21 protein-coding genes are annotated in these 21,365 nt (G+C 61.5%); 12 read left to right on the top strand and 9 right to left on the bottom strand.

Annotation, left to right across the window (positions count from 1 at the left end):
* Window positions 1-75: 75 nt before the first annotated feature.
* Window positions 76-996 carry a LysR family transcriptional regulator gene (locus tag NQL71_RS12585; protein ID WP_077182950.1) on the bottom strand — a complete coding sequence of 307 codons (921 nt, stop codon included), beginning with the start codon at window positions 994-996 and terminating at the stop codon, window positions 76-78.
* Window positions 997-1,153: 157 nt separating this feature from the next.
* On the opposite strand from NQL71_RS12585, the gene NQL71_RS12580 reads away from it, so the two are divergent.
* Both NQL71_RS12580 and NQL71_RS12575 read left to right on the top strand, forming a co-directional pair.
* On the top strand, window positions 1,154-1,585 hold the full coding sequence (locus tag NQL71_RS12580; protein ID WP_274642718.1) for a helix-turn-helix domain-containing protein: 432 nt from the start codon (window positions 1,154-1,156) through the stop codon (window positions 1,583-1,585).
* Between the two features lie 93 nt (window positions 1,586-1,678).
* Window positions 1,679-4,483, top strand: a complete 2,805-nt coding sequence (locus NQL71_RS12575) for an ATP-binding protein (protein WP_274642717.1) — start codon at window positions 1,679-1,681, stop codon at window positions 4,481-4,483.
* Here the strand turns inward: NQL71_RS12575 and NQL71_RS12570 are convergent.
* Both NQL71_RS12570 and NQL71_RS12565 read right to left on the bottom strand, forming a co-directional pair.
* A complete protein-coding gene (locus NQL71_RS12570) occupies window positions 4,448-5,932 on the bottom strand; it encodes an ATP-binding protein (protein WP_274642716.1) in 1,485 nt (494 codons plus the stop codon). The two genes, NQL71_RS12575 and NQL71_RS12570, sit on opposite strands and share 36 nt — an antisense overlap.
* A gap of 160 nt (window positions 5,933-6,092) precedes the next feature.
* Complete coding sequence (locus tag NQL71_RS12565) at window positions 6,093-7,043, bottom strand: GlxA family transcriptional regulator (protein ID WP_077182947.1); 951 nt, start codon at window positions 7,041-7,043, stop codon at window positions 6,093-6,095.
* A 276-nt stretch (window positions 7,044-7,319) separates the two neighbouring features.
* Between NQL71_RS12565 and NQL71_RS12560 the strand changes: the two genes are divergently transcribed.
* Window positions 7,320-8,042, top strand: coding sequence for a pirin family protein (locus NQL71_RS12560; protein WP_046815473.1), 723 nt, complete (start codon window positions 7,320-7,322; stop codon window positions 8,040-8,042).
* 64 nt (window positions 8,043-8,106) lie between these two features.
* On the opposite strand, the gene NQL71_RS12555 is transcribed toward NQL71_RS12560, so the two are convergent.
* Window positions 8,107-9,003 (bottom strand): LysR family transcriptional regulator, encoded by an 897-nt coding sequence (locus NQL71_RS12555; RefSeq protein ID WP_077182945.1) that lies wholly within the window; start codon window positions 9,001-9,003, stop codon window positions 8,107-8,109.
* A 113-nt stretch (window positions 9,004-9,116) separates the two neighbouring features.
* On the opposite strand from NQL71_RS12555, the gene NQL71_RS12550 reads away from it, so the two are divergent.
* From NQL71_RS12550 to NQL71_RS12540, 3 genes are all read left to right on the top strand, one after another.
* Entirely contained in the window at window positions 9,117-10,340 is a 1,224-nt protein-coding gene (locus NQL71_RS12550; RefSeq protein ID WP_077182944.1) for a YbfB/YjiJ family MFS transporter, read from the top strand.
* 32 nt (window positions 10,341-10,372) lie between these two features.
* Window positions 10,373-11,371, top strand: coding sequence for an NAD(P)H-quinone oxidoreductase (locus NQL71_RS12545; RefSeq protein WP_077182943.1), 999 nt, complete (start codon window positions 10,373-10,375; stop codon window positions 11,369-11,371).
* A gap of 132 nt (window positions 11,372-11,503) precedes the next feature.
* Window positions 11,504-12,457 (top strand): alpha/beta hydrolase, encoded by a 954-nt coding sequence (locus tag NQL71_RS12540; RefSeq protein ID WP_274642836.1) that lies wholly within the window; start codon window positions 11,504-11,506, stop codon window positions 12,455-12,457.
* A gap of 3 nt (window positions 12,458-12,460) precedes the next feature.
* On the opposite strand, the gene NQL71_RS12535 is transcribed toward NQL71_RS12540, so the two are convergent.
* The 3 genes from NQL71_RS12535 to NQL71_RS12525 form a co-directional block, all read right to left on the bottom strand.
* Window positions 12,461-14,275: an ABC transporter ATP-binding protein gene (locus NQL71_RS12535; protein WP_274642835.1), complete on the bottom strand. Its 1,815-nt coding sequence runs from the start codon at window positions 14,273-14,275 to the stop codon at window positions 12,461-12,463.
* 145 nt (window positions 14,276-14,420) lie between these two features.
* On the bottom strand, window positions 14,421-15,014 hold the full coding sequence (locus NQL71_RS12530; protein WP_077182940.1) for a DUF6338 family protein: 594 nt from the start codon (window positions 15,012-15,014) through the stop codon (window positions 14,421-14,423).
* Window positions 15,015-15,191: 177 nt separating this feature from the next.
* The gene (locus tag NQL71_RS12525; protein ID WP_046815483.1) at window positions 15,192-16,199 is read right to left on the bottom strand and encodes an AraC family transcriptional regulator; all 1,008 of its coding nucleotides are present in this window, start codon (window positions 16,197-16,199) and stop codon (window positions 15,192-15,194) included.
* Between the two features lie 165 nt (window positions 16,200-16,364).
* On the opposite strand from NQL71_RS12525, the gene NQL71_RS12520 reads away from it, so the two are divergent.
* The 5 genes from NQL71_RS12520 to NQL71_RS12500 all read left to right on the top strand — a co-directional run bounded on the left by NQL71_RS12520 (window position 16,365) and on the right by NQL71_RS12500 (window position 19,375).
* Complete coding sequence (locus NQL71_RS12520; RefSeq protein WP_046815484.1) at window positions 16,365-17,216, top strand: 3-hydroxybutyryl-CoA dehydrogenase; 852 nt, start codon at window positions 16,365-16,367, stop codon at window positions 17,214-17,216.
* On the top strand, window positions 17,203-17,862 hold the full coding sequence (locus tag NQL71_RS12515) for a TetR/AcrR family transcriptional regulator (protein ID WP_077182939.1): 660 nt from the start codon (window positions 17,203-17,205) through the stop codon (window positions 17,860-17,862). Before NQL71_RS12520 ends, NQL71_RS12515 begins: the two co-directional genes overlap by 14 nt.
* Before the next feature lie 90 nt (window positions 17,863-17,952).
* Window positions 17,953-18,366 (top strand): VOC family protein, encoded by a 414-nt coding sequence (locus NQL71_RS12510; RefSeq protein ID WP_077182938.1) that lies wholly within the window; start codon window positions 17,953-17,955, stop codon window positions 18,364-18,366.
* A 96-nt stretch (window positions 18,367-18,462) separates the two neighbouring features.
* Window positions 18,463-18,891, top strand: a complete 429-nt coding sequence (locus NQL71_RS12505) for a YajG family lipoprotein (protein WP_046815487.1) — start codon at window positions 18,463-18,465, stop codon at window positions 18,889-18,891.
* Window positions 18,892-19,099: 208 nt separating this feature from the next.
* On the top strand, window positions 19,100-19,375 hold the full coding sequence (locus tag NQL71_RS12500; RefSeq protein WP_046815488.1) for a hypothetical protein: 276 nt from the start codon (window positions 19,100-19,102) through the stop codon (window positions 19,373-19,375).
* Window positions 19,376-19,411: 36 nt separating this feature from the next.
* Here NQL71_RS12500 and NQL71_RS12495 read toward each other — a convergent pair whose 3' ends face one another.
* Both NQL71_RS12495 and NQL71_RS12490 read right to left on the bottom strand, forming a co-directional pair.
* On the bottom strand, window positions 19,412-19,636 hold the full coding sequence (locus NQL71_RS12495) for a hypothetical protein (RefSeq protein ID WP_077182937.1): 225 nt from the start codon (window positions 19,634-19,636) through the stop codon (window positions 19,412-19,414).
* 157 nt (window positions 19,637-19,793) lie between these two features.
* Window positions 19,794-20,396 (bottom strand): class I SAM-dependent methyltransferase, encoded by a 603-nt coding sequence (locus NQL71_RS12490; protein WP_077182936.1) that lies wholly within the window; start codon window positions 20,394-20,396, stop codon window positions 19,794-19,796.
* Between the two features lie 405 nt (window positions 20,397-20,801).
* Between NQL71_RS12490 and NQL71_RS12485 the strand changes: the two genes are divergently transcribed.
* Window positions 20,802-21,365 (top strand): hypothetical protein (locus NQL71_RS12485; RefSeq protein WP_274642715.1); only part of this gene is annotated, 564 nt, incomplete at its 3' end.

Raw genomic sequence — 21,365 nt, 5'->3', positions numbered from 1 at the left:
GCCATCGCTGGCAAGCCAGCTCCTTGGGGGGTGGTACATCCGCGAAAAGACAGGTTGGCGGGCAAGCCGCCACGATCAAGCCGGGATCGACAGCGGCTCCGACATGAACTGGCTGATCCGCGACCGCAACCAGCGCTCCGCCGGATCATTGTCATGTACCCCACTCCATGCCATCGACAACTGCGCCGCGGCAATCTCGAATGGCGGATCCTCAGCCCGCAAGCCACACCCTTCCACCAGCGCACACGCCGCATAATCGGGCACCGTGGCAATCATCTCGGTCCCGGCGAGCAACGCACGCAATCCACTGAACTGCGGAACCCCCAGCACCACCCGGCGAGTCCGGCCAATCTTCGCCAGGTCCAGATCGATATTGCCACTCAGGTCCCCGGAAAACGACACCATCGCATGGGGACGCGCACAGTACTCATCCAGGGTCAGCGTCCCCGGACGCTTGTCACCGCGCAGCACCTTGCAGGGAATATCACGCAGTTTCTTGCGCTTGGCATTGGCCGGCAGGTCGGTGGTGTAGCTGACGCCCACGGAGATTTCCCCCGACGCCAGCAAGGCCGGCATCAGCAGGTAATTGGCCCGGCGCACGACCACGACAATGCCCGGTGCTTCCTCCTGCAACTGGCGCAGCAGCGGCGGAAACAAACCGAACTCGGCATCGTCCGACAGGCCAATGCGAAAGACGTCGCAACTGGTTGCCGGATCAAACTCCTTGGCGCGACTGACCGCGCCGGAAATGGTGTCCATCGCCGGTTGCAGTTCCTTGAGAATCGCCAGCGCCCGCGCCGTCGGCTCCATGCTTCTACCGTTGCGCAACAGCAACGGGTCGTCGAACAGATCGCGTAACCGCCCCAGGGCTGCACTCACGGCCGGCTGGCCCATGAACAGTTTTTCCGCCACGCGGGTCAGGTTCTTTTCGAACATCAGCGCTTCGAAAATAACCAGCAGGTTCATGTCGACGCGGCGCAGATCGTTACGGTTCATAGGCACGGTTCCCTTGTGTGTTGAGCCAGGCGCGAGAGGGCGATTGTGTCTGACTTTACCCAAGACTGCCCGCCCTGGACGAGGAATTAACAACGTTTAACTCGCAAGCCAGAGCCTTGGGGTTCAAGAATGAATCCTACCTACACGGACATTCGCCATGGCTTATTTACAGCACAGCACCGCCCGCGCGACAGTCGCCCGAACCCAGGTAAAAAGCGCCAGCGGCCTCAGTGCCCAGCGCGAACGGCTGGTGAAACGCCTGATCCTCGATCGCCTCGGCGAAACCCTGCAAGTGAGCGAACTGGCCCAGGCCTGTTCGTTGTCACGCAGTCATTTCTCCCGCGCATTCAAATGCAGCACCGGCTGTTCGCCCCAGGAATGGATTCGCCAGCAACGCATCGCCCGGGCCAAGCACCTGATCCAGCACACGGACCTGAGCCTGACGCAAATCAGCCTCGAATGCGGTTTCTGCGACCAGGCGCACTTCTGCCACATGTTCACCCGCAGCGAGGGCATCAACCCGTTCGCCTGGCGTTGCCGGGTCGTACGCGCCCTTCCCACTTCACCTGCCTGCGGGCAACGCCATTGACCGCTGTAATGACGGACGCATTGCGCGCCGGCAAGAATCTGAGGAATATGCTCCAGAAGTGCGTTCCAGACGCATTCACCCAGGAGCACCCCGTTGACCCTTGCCCCCGAACAGGCTGTGCATTTCGGCCCCTACAGGATCTACCCTGGACGACGTCTGGCGATGGAATCCGACCGCCCCCTGCGCCTTGGCCGACGCGCCATGGACATCCTGTTGATCCTGCTCGAACACGCCGGGAAGGTCGTCAGCAAGCAACAGCTGATGACTCAAGTCTGGCCCGATAGCGTGGTGGAAGAGATCAACCTGCGGGTGCACATGGCAGCCCTGCGCAAAGCCCTCGGCGACGGCCAGGCCGGTCAGCGCTACATCGTCACCGTGGCCCAGCGCGGCTACAGCTTTGTCGCGCCGTGCGCGCTGGAGCACATCGAACACCGTCCGCAACATGACGTCGTTGAGTCCAGCGGCCATAACCTGCCCTTGCGCCGCGCCCGCCTGATCGGCCGCCAGGTGCTGGTCGACCGTCTGGTGGCGCAACTGCCGCGCCAGCGCTTCATCACCCTCGTCGGCCCTGGCGGCATCGGCAAGACCAGCGTCGCCCTGCGCGTTGCCGAGCAACTGATCGGCCGCTACCGCGACGGCATCCGCCTGCTGGACCTGACACCGATCAACGAACCTTCGATGATCAGCGCTCATCTGGCGACATTACTGGGATTGTCCCTGCACGACAGCGAACCGATGAACAGCCTCGCCACGTTCCTGCGCGAACGGCATATGTTGCTGGTCATCGACAACTGCGAACACCTGATCGACAGCGTCGCACTGCTCTGTGAACGCCTGCTGCGTGGCGCGCCGCAGGTGCATATCCTGGCCACCAGCCGCGAGAGCCTGCGTGCCGAGGGCGAATTCGTCCAGCGCCTGGAACCGCTGGACTGCCCCCCGCCCGTTGCCGTGCCGGACCGCGCGCAGGCCCTTGGTTTTTCCGCATTGCAGCTGTTCGTCGAGCGGGCCATGGCCAACCACGACAGCTTTGAACTGACCGATGCCGAACTGCCACTGGCCATCGATATCTGTCGCCGCCTGGACGGCATTCCACTGGCCCTCGAACTGGCCGCCGCGCAAGTCGCCAACCTTGGCCTCAGCGGCCTGCTGGCGCAGTTGCAAGAAAGTTTTCGCCTGCTTACCCACAGCAGCCAGACCAACCTGGGCCGGCACCAGACCCTGCGCACGACGCTGGACTGGAGCTTCAACCTGCTCAATGCCTGCGAACAAACTTGCCTGCGTCGACTGGGCATCTTCCGCGGTGGCTTTACCCTGGAGTCGGCAGCGGCGGTGATCGTGGGCGAACACATCGAACCGCGCGAGGTGTTTGGCTCGATCACGCAACTGGTGGCCAAGTCGCTGCTGAGCGTGGACGTCGGTGATGAAGAGGTGTTCTACCGCCTGCTCGACACCACCCGCAGCTATGCCCTGGAAAAACTCGAGCAGAGCGCTGAACTGCCCGAGACCCGCAAACGTCATGCCGAGCGATGCCTGACCCTGATGCAGCAGGCGCAGGACGACTGGGAGCATATCCCCACCGGGCTGTGGATCGAGCGTTATGCCCGCAGTCTGGAAGACATCCGCGCGGCGCTCGACTGGGGGCTGTCTGCACCGGGGCCACATGCACTGGCAATCCGCCTGACCGCGACGTCCACGCCGCTGTGGCAGGAACTGTCACTGCTCAACGAGTACGGTGGTTATGTGCGCAAGGCCCTGGCGCTGCTCGACGCCGCGCCCGAGGTCTGCCCGCGGCTGGAAATGCAGCTGAAACTGGCGCTGGGCAGCACCTGTTACCACGCCCAGGGCGGCACTGGCGAAACCGTAGAAGCCTTCGTCAGCGCCCGGGCCTTGGCCAGGCGCTGCAACGACGTGGCCGGACAACTGCGCGCCGTCTCCGGGCACCTGGCGGTCAACCTCAGTTGCGGCCACTATCAAGCGGCCCTGGAACAGAGCGAGCAATTCGACCGCCTGGGCTTGCACGGTGACCCGATGCTGTCCCTGAGCACCCATCGCCTGCGGGTGCTGGCCCTGCACTTTGCCGGTGACCAGCAGCGGGCACGGATGAACGCCGAAGAGGTGATCCAGCGCATGGCCCACAGCGGTCATCTCAACCGCTTCACCCATGGATTTGGCGTGCAATACGACCAGAGCGTCGCCGCCCTGACCATCCTCGCCCGCATTCGCTGGATACAGGGCCAACCGGAGCAAGCCTGGCACACAGCGCGGCAGGCGCTGGACATTGCGCTGCAGATCAACCACGGCACGTCCATTTGCTACACCCTGGCACTGGCCGGCTGCCCCATCGCCCATTACAACGGCGACAGCCGAACCGCTCGCGAATGCTTGCACCTGCTGCTGGAACAGGCGCAGAAACACTCGGTGCTGCTGTTCTACACCTGGGCTCGACACTATGCCTTGGTCATCGACGGTGCCCAAGGCAATGCGTTACCTGGGCCGGCTGTGGGTTTGATCAAGGAAATCATGGTAACCCTCGACAGCAGCCTTATCGATGACGATTTGCTGCAACGCGCCGAGACCGGTGCAGCGGGCTGGAGCACCGCGCAGATTCTGCGGGCCAGGGCCGAGGCGCTGCTGACCGCCGATTGCCCGGTGCAAGACGCTGCCGCCGAGACCTTGCTGAACAAGGCGCTCAACGTGGCAAAAACCCAGGGTGCCCTGGCGTGGGAGCTGCGCAGTGCCACCTCGCTGGCGCGGCTTTGGCAGCGCCAGGGCCGCGACCGGCAAGCCCGGGAGCTGCTGTCGCTGATCTACCAGCGGTTTACCGAAGGCCATGCCACTCCGGACCTGATCGCAGCGCAACGCTTACTCGGCGAACTCCAGGGCCATGTACCGGCTTGATGGCCGGCGCAGATGACTCACATAGCCGGCGTAGCGCATTTCGAAGGTGCGCAAGGCCCCGCTCTGTTCGAGCTTATCCAGGGCATAGCAACGGGTGGTATTGAGAAAACGGTAGCGTGTCACGCCGTGGACTTGCTCCAGCGACAGCAGCGATTTGAGCGCCAGGCTTTCCATCACGTTGCCCAGACTGGAGGGCGGCAGCGTCGCACAACTGATCACGTCCATTGCCGCATCCAGGGAGAACGCCGTTTTGAACACCGCCAGGCGCTGCAATGCGATTTGCTCCATTGGGGGCAGGCGCTCATAGCTCCAGTCCAGGGCCGCCTTCAGGGTCTGGTGCCGCGGGACTGCCGTGCGCCGGCCCTGGGTCAGCATCTGAAAACAGTTATCCAGTTGCGCTTGCAGCCCCACCAGCGCCAGCGCATCGATCTGCGCCGCTGCCAGTTCAATGGCCAAGGGCAAACCATCGAGTCGCCGACAGATTTCGCGCACGGCCTTGAGGTCCTGCTCGCGCAGGGCAAATCCCTGCTGGCGGGCTCGGGCACGGCTGACGAACAACTGCACGGCCGAATAACCCATGACCTCATCGAGACTGCGCAACGCCGACATCGGTGGCACCAGCAGCGGCGGCAATGGCAAGAGTTCTTCGCCGGCAGCCAGCAGCGGCTCACGGCTGGTGACGAGGATCGACAGGCGGGGTGCCGAAATCAACAGCTGCTCGACCAGTGCCCGGCAGCTTTCAAGCAGGTGCTCGCAGTTGTCGAGGACCAGCAACCCATGCCACTGTCCCAGCGCGTCCAGGTTCGTTCCAACATCCAGTTCCAACGTGTGAATCAGGTGATCGACCACCTGCGCCGGGTCATCGATCATCGCCAGATCCACCCGCCACACGCCATCGCGATAATGCTGCAACAGCAATTCGGCGGCACGCAGCGCAACGGTGGTCTTGCCAATGCCACAGGGGCCGACCAGGGTGATGCAACGGCGCTGCGGCAACTGCCGCACCAGGCTGCCAACCACAGCATCGCGACCGGTAACGGGCGTGAGTCGTGCCGGCAGGTTGTGTGGGGGTGTCGCAAAGGGGTCGATGGCCAAAGGCGCGACCTCCATCGCCTGGCGCACCGACGCGACAAAACTGTAGCCACGCTCGGGAATATTGACGATGTAGCGGTGCCCGTCCTGTCCGTCACGAAAGGCCCGACGCAGGGCCGCAATGTGCACGCGCAGGTTGATTTCCTCGACCACCGTTCTCGGCCAGACCTGGGCTATCAGCGCTTCTTTGCTGACCACCGAGCCCGCGTGCTCGACCAGCACCTGCAGGATATCCAGCGCGCGCCCGCCCAGGCGTAGAGGTTGATCACCCTCAAGGACCAGGCGTTGATTGAGGTGCAACGCGTAGGGGCCGAAGTGCAGCACGGGGTCGCTGGTTATATTTCTGAGGCTATTCATGCGTCTTCACCCGCTGGAAACCTGCTCGGCACACGAGTCCATCCAGGCTCCGTACCTTCCTTGCAATGAGTTCAGCGGTATCTTGGCAGGCCCCGATGACGGTTCAACCGCCACGGGGGGAGCGTCACGGCCATCAGGGTGCGCACAACGGACAAAGGCGCTAGCTGAACTGCTCGCGGTACTGGGTCGGGGTCAGGCCGAGCTTTTCACTGAACAGGAATCGCATGTGCCGCACGCTGCCGAAACCACTTTTGAAGGCGACGGTCTTGAGCGGCAGGTCAGCGGTCTCCAACAGGTTCCTGGCGCAGTCGATACGTGCGCTTTGCAGAAATTCCATGGGCGTCATATTCACTTCCCGGGCGAAGACCCTGGCGAAATGGCGCGCACTCATGTTGGCCAGACCGGCCATGCGTTCGATGCTGAAGGCTTCGTCCAGGTGCTCGAGCACATGGTTCTGCACCCGGGTGATCGGCGTCTCATGGGGGGCCACTGCCGCCATCAGCGGGCTGAACTGCGCCTGGCCGCCCTGGCGTTTCATGACCACCAACAACACCTTGGCCACGTCCTGGGCGACTTTCTTGCCATGGTCTTCGGCGACCACGGCCAGTGCCAGGTCAATGCCGGCGGTGACGCCCCCGGACGTGATGAGGTTGCGGTCCTGGACGTAAATCTGATCGGTCTCGACCGTCACCCCGGGGAATGCCTTGATCATCCGTTCGGTGTAATGCCAGTGGGTGGTCACGCGATAGCCGTCGAGCAAACCGGCGTGCCCCAGCACAAACGCCCCGGTGCAGATCGAACCAAAGGTCCTGGATCGACTCACGTTGTGCTTGAGCCATTGAAGCAAGCGCGGATGTTTTTCGTTGTAGGCACCGGGGCCACCGGGTACCAGCAGCAAATCATAGCCGTCACAAGCCTGCTCGACCGGCATGTCCGCCTGCACCCTCACGCCATTGGACGCGCGCAATGCGCCGGGTTCGGTGCCAAGGGTCGTCAGCACATAGTGGTCGTCGGGCTTGAGGTAACGATTGGCGATGGAAAACACCTCCATCGGCCCGGCCATGTCGAGCAGGAGAAAGTCGGGGAACAGCACCATTGCCACGGTTTTCATGGGTTCAAGATCACTGGATCAAAAAAAGGGATACATACACGGTCCCACTGCGGGAGCGGGCTTGCTCGCGAATGCAATATTACATTCAACAATGTTGGTGATTGACATACCACCTTCGCGAGCAAGCCCGCACCCACAGGATACCGCGCCTACACGCACATCACTGTCAACTTCAAAGAGACAGTATTTCAATTTTCATCTACTTATTGCATCCACTGGTAAACATTAACCTTCTCCTCACTCGGACGAATCACCGTCCCCACAGGAGATTTCATCATGCTGACTCTTCGCAAAGCATCGGATCGTGGCCTGGCCAATCACGGCTGGCTGAAGTCGTTCCATACCTTTTCCTTCGCCAGCTATCGCAACCCCAAAGAACAGGGTTTTTCCGATCTGCTGGTGATCAACGATGACCGCGTGGCCGCCGGTAAAGGCTTCGGCCAGCACCCGCACCGCGACATGGAGATTTTCTCCTACGTACTTGAAGGCGCGCTGGAACACAAGGACACCCTGGGCACCGGCTCGGTGATCCGCCCTGGCGATGTGCAGTTGATGAGCGCCGGCAGCGGTGTGGCGCACAGCGAGTTCAACCATTCGGACTCACGGCCCGTGCACTTCCTGCAAATCTGGATCGTCCCGGATGTCAGTGGCGCCAAGCCCCGTTATCAGCAAGAACATTTCAGTACGCAAAAGAAACGCGGTCGCCTGCAATTGATCATCTCCCCCGACGGCGCCCAGGGTTCGCTGAAGGTGCGCCAGGACGCGCGGGTATTCGCCGGCCTGATCGATGGCAAGGAAAGTGCCACGCTGGAACTGGCCACCGATCGATATGCGTATGTGCATGTGGCTCGCGGTCGCGTCGAACTGAACGGCGTGCCACTGCAGGAAGGCGACGGTGTGCGAGTTCGCGAGGAGCAGTTGCTGACCTTGAGCAACGGCGTGGATGCCGAGGTGCTGGTGTTCGATCTCCGTGCGAACGAGTTGCCAGAATTGCCATAACCCTGTGGGAGCGAGCCTGCTCGCGAAGAACGCAAGGACAACGCGGTTTTCCAGGGCGCACGCGTTATCGTTGACGTTCATCGCGAGCAGGCTCGCTCCCACAAAACCCTTCGACAATCTCGTCAATCACCACACGGACCCTCGCCGTATGTCGAAGGTCCGCGTGGGTCACCAACCACACGTCATACGGCAACGGCCGGGTACGCTCCGGCCACAGTCGGACCAGCCCATCCCTCTCCCCCACGTACACCGGGATTTCCCCGATCCCGATTCCCGCGGCAATGGAACGCCGCACCAGCAGGCTGGAACTCAGGCTCGCGACAATCCGCCCGCGCCCCATGGGTTCACTGACCAGGGTCATGTCCTTGCAAGCCTGCAAATACGGCTGATACACCACCAGATCGTGCCCCTCGAACGCCGATCCCGGCTCGGGAACGCCGTGGGCATCGACGTAGGCTTGCGAGGCGAACAGGCCCACTGGCCACCGGGCGATGCGCCGGGCGATCAGGTCCGGGTTTTCCGGCCGGGTATTACGCACGGCGATGTCGGCTTCGCGCTTGGCCAGGCTGAGGATTTGCGTCGAGGCGTCCAGTTGCACCCGCACGTCGGGGTGACGTTGATGCAACCGCGCGACGGCCGGGATCAGGAAGTCGATGGCCAGCGAGTCGGTGGTGGTAACCCGCACGGTGCCCGTCAGCCGATCATCGAGGCCCTGGATGCGGCGCTGCAGTTCCAGCGCCGAATGCTCCATTTTCTCGATGGCACGCATCGCTGCTTCGCCCACCGCGGTCAATGCATAACCCTCGGATGTGCGCAGGAACAGCGTTGCGCTCAAAGACTTTTCCAGCGCCGCGATTCGCCGGCCGACCGTGGCCTGGTCGACCCCCAGCACCCGCGCAGCGCCACGCAAGGTCGATTCGCGGCAGACCGCCAGGAATACCCGTGCGTCATCCCAATTCATAGGCTCCTCCTTCACGATGCATTTATGCATCACTGTAGCGTGAAATCGCTGCACTTACGCTTCAACAAAGCTGGTTATGCTGGACATCAGTGCAAACCTACAGGACATCACCCATGCCCAGTGCAGCGGATTCCCCCGGCACACCACGTAGCGCCATCTGGCTGCCCATATTCGCCGGTCTCAGTGCCAGCCTGGTCAGTATCGGCCTGGCGCGTTTCGCCTATACACCGTTGATTCCCGCGCTGATCCAGGCCCATTGGTTTTCCGCCAGCGACGTGGTGTACCTCGGCGCCGCCAACCTGGTGGGCTACCTGATCGGTGCGCTGATCGGCCACCCGTTGGCGCGGCGCTCGTCCAACAGAACCGCGCTGCGCCTGATGATGCTGGCGGTCACACTGTCGTTTTTTGCCTGTGCATTCCCATTGTCGGTGAGCTGGTTTTTCGGCTGGCGTTTGCTCTCGGGCGTCGCCGGCGGCGCGATCATGGTGCTGGTGGCCGCGACGGTGTTGCCGCACGTGCCGGCCTCGCGCAAAGGCCTGGCCAGTGGCGCGATCTTTCTCGGCATCGGGCTGGGCATTGCCGGATCGGGAACGATCGTCCCGCCGTTGTTGAGCCTGGGCCTGCAACAAACCTGGTTGGGCCTCGGCTTGCTGGCACTGCTACTGACCGCCATCAGCTGGTTTGGCTGGCCGTCAGCGGCACCACAGGCCACGACGACAGCGACGGCCGATGCCGCGTCGACCCGCACCCACCCGGGCGTTTACTTGCTGTTTGCCCAATACGCACTTATGGCGGCGGGGCTGGTGCCGGCCATGGTATTCCTGGTCGATTACGTGGCTCGCGGCCTCGGGGCCGGGCCACATGTCGGCGCGCTGATCTGGGTGATGTACGGCCTGGGCGCGATTGTCGGGCCGGTGAGCTATGGTTTTCTCGCGGATCAACTGGGGGCGAAGCCGAGTATTCGCCTGGTGCTGGTCATACAGGCGATCGCTGTGGCGCTGCTGTCGATCTCCAGTTCCTTCACGGTATTGGCCCTGCTCGCGCTGATCCTCGGTTCGTTCCCCCCGGGCATCGTGCCGCTGGCACTGGCGCGGGTTCACGAACTGGTTCCCGAGCATCATCAGCAACAGGTGGTCTGGAGCCGCGCCACCGTATCGTTTGCCACCTTCCAGGCCATTTCCGGGTTCGCTTATTCCGCCCTGTTCAATGCCAGCGGCGGCCATCATGGGTTGATGTTCGTGATTGCGGCGGGAGCGATTGTCGTGGCGTTGTTGCTGGAGTTGGCCACGCGATTATTGAATCGACCTGTGCAGCGTGTTCAGGCCAATTGCCCATGAAGATCTTTTGATTCTCCACACAGGTATATGAAATGAATTTGCCCAAAGACATGACCCTGATTGAAATCACCCGACCCGGTGGCCCTGAAGTCCTGCAACCGCGCCAGGTGCCCTTGCCCAAGGCGGGCGACGATGAAGTGCTGATCCGCGTGCACGCCGCCGGGGTCAATCGTCCCGATGTGATTCAACGCGCCGGCAAGTACCCGATGAAGCCCGGCATGAACCCGAACCCCGGGCTGGAAGTGGCCGGTGAAGTGGTCGCCGTGGGTGCAGGTGTCAGCGCTTTCATCGTCGGCGACAAGGTCTGCGCGCTGACCAATGGCGGCGGTTATGCGCAGTATTGCGCGGTCCCGGCCAGCCAGGCGCTGCCGATTCCCGAAGGCATGGACTGGGTGCAAGCGGCGGCGATCCCGGAAACTTTCTTCACGGTGTGGGCCAACCTGTTCGACATGGGCGGCGCCAGCAAAGGCCAGCGCGCGCTGATTCACGGCGGCACCAGTGGCATCGGCACCACCGCCTTGATGTTGTGCCGCGAATTCGGCGTCAAGGCATTCGCCACGGCGGGCAGCGAAGAAAAGTGCGCGGTGATCCGCCAACTGGGGGCCGAAGCGATCAACTATCGCGATCAGGACTTTGTCCAGGTCATCCAGGAAAAAACCGCCGGCAAGGGCGTCAATGTCATCCTCGACATCATGGGCGGTTCATACCTGAACCAGAATATCGCGGCATTGGGCATGGAAGGCCGACTGGTCATGCTGGGTTTTCTCGGCGGCGCCGTCGGCAAGGACGTCGACCTGCTGGCGATCATGGGCAAACGCGCGACGGTCACCGGTTCGCTGCTGCGTCCGCGCACCCGGGAAGAAAAAGCCTCGATCGCCGAACAACTGCGCGAATACGTATGGCCCGTGCTCGCGGCCGGGCGTTGCCTGCCGATGATCGACAAGGTATATGCGCTCACCGAGGCGGCGCAGGCCCATGCGCGGATGGAAGCTGGCGATCATATCGGCAAGATCGTGCTGCGCGTTGACTGAAAGCAACGCAAGACCCTGTGGGAGCAAGCCCGCTCCCACAAGGAGGCGTCCTAACGACCGTCGCATTTTCCCCCACTCCACGCGCGCATCTGTTAAAACGCGAGCTTCATGTCCATGCCGGTGAACCAGCCGATGCCCTCTGCCCTGCTCACTCATCTGCGCCTGCGCTGGCTGCCGCTGCTGTGCATGGCCGCGCTGGTCGTCGGCGTGCCCGTGGGTTGCGGCGCACTCCAGTACAAAGAGCGCGAACTGCTGTTTCGCATCGAACCGGGTACCGCCGGCTGGTATCGCGGCTTGCCCCGGGATGTACAGGAATTCGACATCAAGCCCGCGGACTTCAAGGCCGGGCAAAACCTGCATGCCTGGTGGTGGCCAGCCGCGAGTCGCGATGCGCCATCGATCCTCTACCTGCACGGCGTGCGCTGGAACCTGACCGGCCAGGCTTTTCGCATCGAGCAGTTGCGCGCCATGGGCTATTCGGTGCTGGCGATCGACTACCGGGGTTTTGGCCAGAGCAAAGGTGATCTGCCGTCGGAAGCCAGCGTTTATGAAGACGCCCGAGCGGCTTGGGAGCGTTTCACGGTGATTCAGCCGGACGCCAGCAAGCGCCTGATCTACGGCCACTCCCTGGGTGGCGCGGTGGCCATCGACCTGGCGGCGGACCTGGCCGCCCGGGCGAAAAAGACAAAACACCCGGTTCCGGTGCGCGGGCTGGTGATCGAGTCGACCTTCACTTCCCTGGGCGATGCCGTGGCGCAAGTAGCCGACAACAACCTCCCGGTGAACTGGCTGCCGGTGCGCTGGCTGCTGTCGCAGAAGTTCGACTCCATCGACAAGATCGTCGCCATCGACATGCCGTTGCTGGTGGTCCATGGCCTGGCCGATCAGTTCATGCCATCGAGGTTCAGTCAGCAGTTGTTCAATGCCGCCAGTGAACCCAAGCGCCTGTTACTGGTGCCCGGCGGCACCCACAACAACAGCATGAGCCGGGGCGGCAGCCAGTATCGCCAGGCGCTGCAAGGCCTGATGCAGGCCAAGCCGCAAATCGCCAGGCCTATGGTGTCAGCGGATGCCCAGGATTCCTGAGGATTATCGATAGCCCCGTGCCTGCAGGTCGAACAGCTGCGCATAACGCCCGCCCGCCGTGACCAGGGTGTCGTGATCGCCACGTTCAAGGATGGCGCCCTGATCCAGCACGATGATGTGATCGGCGTTGCGCACGCTGGAAAAACGGTGGGAGATCAATAGGGTCATGCGGTTCTGGGTGTGCTGGCTGAAATGCTCGAACACTGCCGCTTCCGCCGCCGGGTCGAGCGCCGAGGTCGGCTCGTCGAGGATCAGGATATCGGCATCGCGGCGCATATAGGCTCGCGACAGGGCGATTTTTTGCCACTGCCCGCCGGACAGCTCCAGCCCGCCGGCAAACCAGCGCCCCAGTTGCGTGGCGTAGCCGCGATCGAGTCGCTCGATGAACGGCGCGGCCATGCCTTCGGTGGCGGCGTGCTGCCAACGCTGCTCATCGCTGAACGCCAGCGTGTCGCCCACACCGATGTTCTCGCCAACGGAAAACTGGTAGCGAATGTAGTCCTGGAAAATCACCCCTATGCGCCGACGCAGCGCATCTTCCTCCCAGGCCTGCAGATCGCTGCCGTCGAGCAGGATGCGTCCTTGATCGGGACGGTAGAGCCGGGTCAACAGTTTGATCAGCGTGGTCTTGCCCGAACCGTTCTCCCCCACCAGCGCTAAACTGCGTCCCGGCACCAGGTGCAGGTCGATGCCCACCAGCGCGTCGCGACTGGCTCCCGGATAACGGAAGCCGACGTTCTCGAAGCGCAAGCCATCGCCAGGCACCGCACCCACCGTCAGATGGCCAGTGTCGGCGACCACGGGTTCGGCCAGGTATTCATAGAGGCTCGACAGGTAGAGGCCATCCTCATACAGGCCGCTGATGGCGCTCAGGCTGCTGCTCACCGCCGCCTGGCCCTGCTTGAACAACACCAGGTACATGGTCATCTGGCCGAGGCTGATGTTGCCGTGGACGGCATCGACCACCACCCAGGCATAGGCCAGGTAGAACGCCGCGGTGCCCAGCAGGCCGAGGACAAAGCCCCAGCCATCGCGACGCAAGGTCAGCCGCCGGTCCTCGGCATAAAGCCTGGCAAAGGTGTCGCGGTAACGCTGCAACAGCAGCGGCGCGAAACCGAACAGCTTGACCTCCTTGATGTAGCCCTCATGGGAAAGCAACGTCTCGATGTAATTCTGCTGCCGGCTCTCCGGCGCACGCCGGGTAAACAGGCGAAAGGCATCCCCGGAAAAGTGCGCCTCGGCAAAAAACACGGGTAACGCGCCGACCACCAGCAACACCAGCGCCCAGGGCGAAAAATGCACCAGCAACACGCCGAAGCTGATCAGCACGATCAGGTTCTGGATCAGCCCCAGCGACTTCATTACCAGCGCCAACGGCCGGGTCGAGGCTTCGCGCCGAACCCGCACCAGCTTGTCGTAGAACTCCGAATTCTCGAACTGCACCAGCGACAACGTCTGGGCCTTTTCCAGAATCATGGTGTTGACCTTCTGCCCCAGTTGCACCCGCAACAGCGACTGCTGCACCGACAGCGCACGCTGGGCGCCAGACAGCAAGGCCAGCACACCCGCCTCCAGCAGTACATAACGCACCACCGGCCACAAAGGCGCACTGCCCTGCTGCGCATGCAACTGCATGGCAAAGACCACGGCGTCGACAATGCGCTGCCCCAGCCATGCCGCCAAAGCCGGTAGCACACCGGCGACCAGCGTGGCCAACACCAGGCCCAGGAACAATGCGCGCGAGGTGCCCCAGACCAGGAGCAAGGCACGCCGGGACTGGTCGAGCAGCGAAGTGAAGCGAAGAAGGACCGCGGGCATGGCTACCTGTCGCGCCGACGCAGCCATTCAGACTCCTTTTTTGCCGGTGGAGGCCCAGCGGGTGGCCGAGGGCGCCCAATGGCACCAGGAGTTCCCGGTTTGTAACATGGAGGCATTTCTTGAGGCACTTTACTTGTCATGGTCATCACTCCTTTTGCGTAAACTCGACCCATTGAACGTTTGAAGCATCGATAACGATAATTTCAGCCCCGATTTGGGACTCCTCGCCTTCGCTATCGAGCCAACTCGGGTTTTCGATTACAAACTGCCCTCTCGTGGGCGCGGAAGGCCATTCAACGGGCCAGCCATAGAGTCGCTTGTCATCGAGCAAATGCAGCACGACAAATCTGGGCCTCGACGAAAAAGCACTGTACCACTCGCCAGGATACGAAGTTTGCGTGGTGATTTTCAGCTGCCTGAGTAGCGAGTGAAGCTTGTCGCTACGGGCAACATGGCAGGAAACAAAACCCAACAAAACCGCAATCACCGCTGACCACAAGGTCTCTGACGACTTGTCCCACGAGCCGACCGAAAAAAACCGCTCCCCTGTAACCATCATCAGCGCTCCCAATCCGACCACCAGCGACTGAATCACGAAGATAAAAATCAGGGCCTGGACTATTTGTCCAAAGGTGTCTGGTCGCTTGAAAGCTGTCAGGGAATAAAAAATCCAGGCGGCTAAAAATCCTGGAATCAAATACTGGAGAAGCGGAATTACCTCCTTGACCAAATCATCCATGCCAGTTTCCAATCCATTGAAAGCTCCAATTCGGAACAAACAAATACCTCACCTCGACGGGTCATGCCATCGGTTACGAGGACACTGTAGTCGCAAGAAATTTCAATATTCAACCTGGCTTTTTTGCATGCAAACAACAGCGAAAATTCACACAAACTCTTAGTCAAAATCCCACATCTACTCCTGAAACCGCGCCCGATACCGCCCCGGACTCTCCCCCGTCCACTTCTTGAAGGCCCGGTGAAACGCACTCGGTTCCTGGAAACCCAGTTGTTCGGCGATATCGCCGATGCTGGCCTGGCTCTCGCGCAACTGTTCGAACGCTACCCCGCGTCGCACTTCGTCCTTGATTTCCTGATAGGAACAGCCTTCACGCTCCAGTTTTCGGCGAAAGGTGCTGGGGCTCAGGTGTTGTTCGAGGGCAAAGGCCTGCAGGGTCGGCCACTCGCTGTAATGGCTGTTGCGCAAGCGCTGATGGACCTGGGATGCCAGGCCGTGCTGGTTGCGGAAGCGGATCACCAACCATTGTGGCGCGGTGCGCAGGAACACTTTGAGCGATGCCAGGTCCTGGACCACCGGCAGTCGCAGGTAATGACTGGCGAACTCGATTTCGGTGCGCTCGGCGCCAAAGGTCAGGTTCGGCCCCCAGAGCAGACGGTCGTCGCTGAGTGACAGGCGTTCATGGCGGAAGTCCGCGCGGTCGATCGGGATGCGCCGCCCGCCCAGCCAGCACAGCAGGCTGATCATCAACACCAGGAAGGTCTCTTCGCCGAAACGGCTGACGTCTTCGTTAGCGCCCTGGCTTTGCAGGCTGATGATCGCCCGTTTGCCGCGCACGGTCAGGGTGCCGTGAAAATCGCGCAGGAACAGGCTGAAGTTGGCCAGGCACTGGCGCATGGCCTTGTGCAGATCGGGCTCCTGGATCAAGGCCCGGCAAATCAGGGCGAAGCTGCCCGGCGGCATGCCGTGGGAGTCGAGGCCGAAGAATTCGTCGTTGAGCTCGCGGATCTGGATCAGCCACAGCGCTGCAAACGCGCTGGCGGGCACCCGCGCCGAGGGTTGCGCAATCACCGCCGGGTCGATGCCGGCCTGCTCGAGCACCGCTCGAACACGCTGTGGATCGTCCTCCAGCCCGTGGATCATTGCCTGCACGAAGTAGGCGGCCACCGAGTCCTTTTCCCGCATGCGAACGCTTCGCTCCCCATTACCCGAAATGGCAAAAAACATCAGTGCCGTTGAACAGTTTCGGCATAGGACAACCACCCTGCCGGCTCTAGACTCGCGGCAATAGTACGCTTTCGGCCATCAAGGCGGCCAAGGTATCGCAGGGTTTATCGAAAGGACGGCAACATGAATCTGCAAAACATTGGCGTGATCGGCGCCGGCACCATGGGCAACGGCATCGCGCAGGTTTGCGCCCTGGCCGGTTTCAACGTGACCCTGGTGGACATCAGCGAGGGCGCCTTGCAAAAAGCCCTGGCCACCGTCGGCAAGAACCTTGACCGCCAGGTCGCCAAGGAAACCTTGAGCGCCGAGCAGAAAAACGCCGCTCTGGACAAGATCCGCACCAGCACCGACTACAGCAACCTGCGCGACGCGCAAATGGTGATCGAAGCCGCCACCGAGAACCTCGAGCTGAAACTGCGCTTGCTGCAACAGGTTGCCGCGCAGGTGGGTGCCGAGTGCGTGATCGCCTCCAACACTTCGTCGCTGTCGATCACCCAGCTCGCGGCCAGCGTCAGCCAGCCTGAACGCTTCATCGGCCTGCACTTCTTCAACCCGGTGCCGGTGATGGGCCTGATCGAAGTCATTCGCGGCCTGCAAACCAGCGACGCGACGCATGCACTGGCGCTGGACATGGCGACCCGCCTGGGCAAGACCGCGATCACCGCCGGCAACCGCCCGGGGTTTGTGGTCAATCGGATCCTGGTGCCGATGATCAACGAAGCGATCCTGGTGTTCCAGGAAGGCCTGGCCAGTGCCGAGGACATCGACGCCGGCATGCGCCTGGGCTGCAACCAGCCTATCGGCCCGTTGGCCCTGGCGGACCTGATCGGCCTGGATACGCTGCTGGCGATCATGCAAGCCTTCCACGAAGGCTTCAACGACAGCAAATACCGCCCGGCGCCATTGCTCAAGGAAATGGTCGCCGCCGGTTACCTGGGACGCAAGACGGGGCGCGGCTTCCATGCCTATGCCTGAGCGTTGCTCGCGTTTCGCCGAGTACCGGGACAAGGTGCTGGAGCTGTTTGCCAGCAAGGGTTTCGGTCAAGTCGGCATGCGTGAGCTCGCGACGTGCCTGGGGCTTTCCCCAGGCTCGCTGTATCACCATTACCCGAGCAAACAGCACCTGCTGCTGGACTTGATCGAAGAGTTCTACGAAGAGCTGCTGGCTACGCTGGGGCGCATCAAGCAACAGGCGCCAGGAAAACGCGACCGGCTCAACAGCCTGATCCGCGCGCACCTGAACCTGCATCGCGACATGCCCTGGCATTATCGCCTGGTGGAACGCGACAGCGACTGCCTGAACGACGAGCAACAGGCACGGGTTCGACAATTGCGCGAGCAGTACGAGCGCCAATTGATGGTGATACTCGGCGCCCGTTCGCGGTTCAGCGAATCGGGGCTTCTGGCAGCTGGTCATGCCATCGCCGCCCTGCTCAACAGCGCTCCCACCTGGCTGTCCTCCCATGCGCTGGATGAAAGCGAGCACAATGAGTTGCTGGAGAACATGGTCGGCGGTGCCATCGAGCGCTTGCTGGCACCGAAGCGCCCGAGCGAGGCTATAAGCCTGGCGCGGACTATCGAGAAAATATCTAAAAATACCCAGGCTCCCGCCGCGTTTTAGCGCTTTGCTTGCCCAGTCAATGTCATCGGAATTCGCGCTGGTTCGAGGCGTCCAATTCGATGTGTACCTCCAATGACCGGGAGCACAATCATGAAAATCAATCCCTACCTGATCTTCAATGGCGACTGCAAAGCCGCGTTCACCTTTTATGCCGAAAGCCTCAAAGGCCAGATCGAAGCCATGCTGACCTTCGGCGAAACGCCTGCCGCCGAACACGTGCCCAAGGACTTGCATAACCTGATCATTCACACACGGCTGGCTGTGGGCGAACAGGCGATCATGGGTTCGGACACCACCCCTGATCGCCCCACCGAAGAAATGAGCGGCTGTTCGATTTCGTTGAATGTCGACAGCATCAAGGAAGCTGAACAGGTGTTTTCGGCGTTGTCCGAAGGCGGCAAGGTACAAATGCCACTCGAGGCCACGTTCTGGGCAGCGCGCTTTGGCATGCTGGTCGACCGCTTTGGCGTGTCGTGGATGATCAACTGCGAAAAGGATCAATGACTCACGGCGAAATCCTGGCTGCCTGGCAACTCCCGGGCCGTCTGCTACCGTCAACTTGCCAAACGTGTAGCAGCGGCCCTTCGGAGGAAACCCACCATGCAAGCCCATGACGCGTCATGGTCCACCCGTTTCAAACTGTCGCTGCTGGCCGGAGGACTCACCGCCGCCCTGCTGGCACTCAGCGGTTGCGCGACAGTCGATGCCCAGACCACCGCCTACGTCGGCGTGGAACACCCTGCCCCGACATTGCCCAGCGAAGTCGTGGTGCTGCGCACCGAGCCCCTTCGCCCGCACGTTCGTCTGGGTGAAATAGTGATCGACGCCAGTGTCGACCCGGCCCCGCCGATTACCGAGGTCGAACAAAAACTGCGGGAAGAATCCGCCAAGCTCGGCGGCGATGCCGTGGTGGTGGTGTACGACCATATCCAGGCGGTGGGTGCCTACGTCAACGGGCCGCTGTGGGCGCGCGACGTGCAGACCATCGAGGGGCGCAAACTCAAAGGGATCGTGATCAAGTACAAATGAGGCAGAATTTTCATCGAAAATGACAACGCGGGGCGCAGCATTCCCCGCGTGCCACAGAAGCATATTCTTAGCCCACAGGTGCATGTTCCCTCCTTGATCAAAGGAAATTAATGCGCTGTCGTCGCCTTGCCGTTCGTCCGCCACGGCGCACCTTCCATTGCGCCACTCTTCCAATGCAATACATCCCTTCGCACGGAAGACTCAAACGATGAACACTACCCTCGCCGCTCTCATGCTCACGGGCTTGCTCTCGGCCTCGCCGCTTTATGTGCTGGCCACCGAGAAAACCACCGAGGATGCCACCATCCCACCTTCCGCCGTTCCCGGGCTCAACCAGGGCGCTGAATCCAACGAGGAAAAGGCTGATAAAAAGGGCGAGGAAGCGTCAGGTTCGAACTCCGGCGCCGATACGCATTCGATAACAAAAGACGCGGAGTCGCAGGACGATGGTGCCAATCAGAGAGGTAGTAAGCCGGGAAGCTGATCACCCTACCCCTCTTTTGCAAAGATCCTGAATGTGTCAGTCGTCGCGGTCGTCGCGATCGCGATAACGACGGTTGTCGCGATCATCGTCACGACGATCATATCGATGGTCATACCCTCGATCATCATCGCGGTCATAGCCACGGCGATGATCATGATCGTGATATCGACCGTACCTTTCTCCGTCTTCCCAGTGAGGTCCGCAGCCTCCCAGCAAGAGCAGGCTGGAAAGGGCCAGGGTCATCATTACTGCGCGTTTCATTTGAGCATCCTGAAGGTTCGGGTGTGAGAGGGTTTCGGCCGGTGGAAATCCCGCACGGCGTTGAAACCCTGTCTATGACCATTCAGTAACCCAATGATTCCGTTGGCAAATGCAGCTGGCGGGCGCGCGCATGGCGCGCAGCCCGGTTCAGCGCGGTTTAGCCTGGGAAATGCTCGTTCCCGATCGCCACCACGTCCTGCTCGGTGATCGGCGCAAGTGCCGCCACTGCCCACAGGTCATAAAACGGATGGGCACGCTGTATCGGCAGCACCATGTCGAAACCCGCCGCTTGAAGAGAACCCGTCAGTACCTTCTTGGTGAAACCGCAACGGTGCGCCATGAACAGGTTGCCGTTGGCCATGGCCGGGCGATGACCGTAGAGGATGTCGATGGGTGCGATTGGTCCGGCGGGTGACAGGTAGGCCTCGTCCGTCAGCTTGTCTTCGGCCACCAGGGCGCACACCGATTGCAGGTCCGGGCAGGTGATGATCACGAAGCCGCCAGGCTTGAGCACTCGCTTGAACTCCGCCAGCGCTACCGGCACCTCGTGGGGATAGAGGTGCTCGATGTTGTGGCTGGAGAACAGCGCATCCACCGAAGCGTCCTTGACCTGGGACATGTCGGTCATGGTGCCGACGATGTCCGGGTTGACACTCTCATCGATGTCAAAGCGCAGCTCTTGCCACTGCTCAGAAGCGAAGCCCTTGGTCGTGCTGTTCTTGCTCTTTGGACCACAACCTACATGGAGGAAGGTTTTCACAATCAGTTACTCGATCGAGGCCCTTGCCGGGTGGCAAAAGGGGAATGGGGGCGTGCTCCGCTGGCCGATGCCTGCCGACGGACAAAATGTCCCGCGCACACTAGGGGAAGTGCTGGGCAAGGGTCAAGGTCATGGCACCACAACAATGTGAGCTTCACAGGGCTCAGAAAAAATGACGTCAATAATTCAGTGGTAGCCATATGATATCGCTGCTTTACTATCTGAGCCTATAAAGCGGAGTCTTTTTATAACCAAAAAGTTAAAAAAGGCAAAACGCCATCAAAAAAGATTCTTAATGTTTTAACCGGATGTGTCGCTAAGGACACGTGGGCTACCAAATTTTCGCCCAAGGCTACGGCGACAACGCTGGCAGCGCAGTAAATGACCCCTAAACAGGATGCGTTCATGAGCTTTATTTCTTCGTTGACCCCAGCGCAAGTCGCTGCCTTGAGTACAACCACCATTGCTGGGCTTGCGACCCAGGATATTGCCGCCTTGACCACCGCTCAGATCGCCCAGATGACCGCTGCGCAGATCGCGGTCATTACCCTGCCGAACATTGGCGTGCTTTCGACCGCGCAAGTACCGGCGCTGACAACTGCGCAAGTTGTAGCCCTGACCACCGCGCAGGTCACCGCACTGAAAACCGCACAGATTGCCGCGCTGACCACTACGCAAGTGGCGGCCATCGAAACGGCGGATATCGCTGCAATGCCGGCCGCCTCGGTCGCCAGCCTCACCACAGCCCAGACCGCCGCGCTGACTACCGCCCAGGTTGTTGCCCTGACCACCGCCCAGGTGGCCGGGCTGAAAACCACGCAAGTCGCTGCGCTGACGACCACCCAGGTGGCGGCCATCGAGACCGCCGATATCAGCGCCCTGACCTCCGCCCAGTTGGTAGCCTTGACCACTGGCCAGGTCGCAGCACTGACCACCGCTCAAGTGGCAGCCCTGAAACCGACCCAGATC

It is taken from the genome of Pseudomonas serbica (assembly GCF_028823535.1).
Classification (GTDB): domain Bacteria; phylum Pseudomonadota; class Gammaproteobacteria; order Pseudomonadales; family Pseudomonadaceae; genus Aquipseudomonas; species Aquipseudomonas serbica.
The sequence above is the reverse complement of the archived record's forward strand: the minus strand, read 5'-3'. Positions and strand labels throughout refer to the sequence as shown.

Bases quoted from the DNA above. Each gene is read 5' to 3' on its own strand.
- NQL71_RS12540 (WP_274642836.1), top strand. From the start codon at position 11,504: ATGCCCTCTGCCCTGCTCACTCATCTGCGCCTGCGCTGGCTGCCGCTG.
- NQL71_RS12505 (WP_046815487.1), top strand. From the start codon at position 18,463: ATGCAAGCCCATGACGCGTCATGGTCCACCCGTTTCAAACTGTCGCTG.
- NQL71_RS12545 (WP_077182943.1), top strand. From the start codon at position 10,373: ATGAATTTGCCCAAAGACATGACCCTGATTGAAATCACCCGACCCGGT.
- NQL71_RS12520 (WP_046815484.1), top strand. From the start codon at position 16,365: ATGAATCTGCAAAACATTGGCGTGATCGGCGCCGGCACCATGGGCAAC.
- NQL71_RS12585 (WP_077182950.1), bottom strand. From the start codon at position 996: ATGAACCGTAACGATCTGCGCCGCGTCGACATGAACCTGCTGGTTATT.
- NQL71_RS12530 (WP_077182940.1), bottom strand. From the start codon at position 15,014: ATGGATGATTTGGTCAAGGAGGTAATTCCGCTTCTCCAGTATTTGATT.
- NQL71_RS12565 (WP_077182947.1), bottom strand. From the start codon at position 7,043: ATGAAAACCGTGGCAATGGTGCTGTTCCCCGACTTTCTCCTGCTCGAC.
- NQL71_RS12510 (WP_077182938.1), top strand. From the start codon at position 17,953: ATGAAAATCAATCCCTACCTGATCTTCAATGGCGACTGCAAAGCCGCG.
- NQL71_RS12500 (WP_046815488.1), top strand. From the start codon at position 19,100: ATGAACACTACCCTCGCCGCTCTCATGCTCACGGGCTTGCTCTCGGCC.
- NQL71_RS12495 (WP_077182937.1), bottom strand. From the start codon at position 19,636: ATGAAACGCGCAGTAATGATGACCCTGGCCCTTTCCAGCCTGCTCTTG.
- NQL71_RS12515 (WP_077182939.1), top strand. From the start codon at position 17,203: ATGCCTATGCCTGAGCGTTGCTCGCGTTTCGCCGAGTACCGGGACAAG.
- NQL71_RS12580 (WP_274642718.1), top strand. From the start codon at position 1,154: ATGGCTTATTTACAGCACAGCACCGCCCGCGCGACAGTCGCCCGAACC.
- NQL71_RS12570 (WP_274642716.1), bottom strand. From the start codon at position 5,932: ATGAATAGCCTCAGAAATATAACCAGCGACCCCGTGCTGCACTTCGGC.
- NQL71_RS12555 (WP_077182945.1), bottom strand. From the start codon at position 9,003: ATGAATTGGGATGACGCACGGGTATTCCTGGCGGTCTGCCGCGAATCG.
- NQL71_RS12560 (WP_046815473.1), top strand. From the start codon at position 7,320: ATGCTGACTCTTCGCAAAGCATCGGATCGTGGCCTGGCCAATCACGGC.
- NQL71_RS12535 (WP_274642835.1), bottom strand. From the start codon at position 14,275: ATGCCCGCGGTCCTTCTTCGCTTCACTTCGCTGCTCGACCAGTCCCGG.
- NQL71_RS12550 (WP_077182944.1), top strand. From the start codon at position 9,117: ATGCCCAGTGCAGCGGATTCCCCCGGCACACCACGTAGCGCCATCTGG.
- NQL71_RS12525 (WP_046815483.1), bottom strand. From the start codon at position 16,199: ATGCGGGAAAAGGACTCGGTGGCCGCCTACTTCGTGCAGGCAATGATC.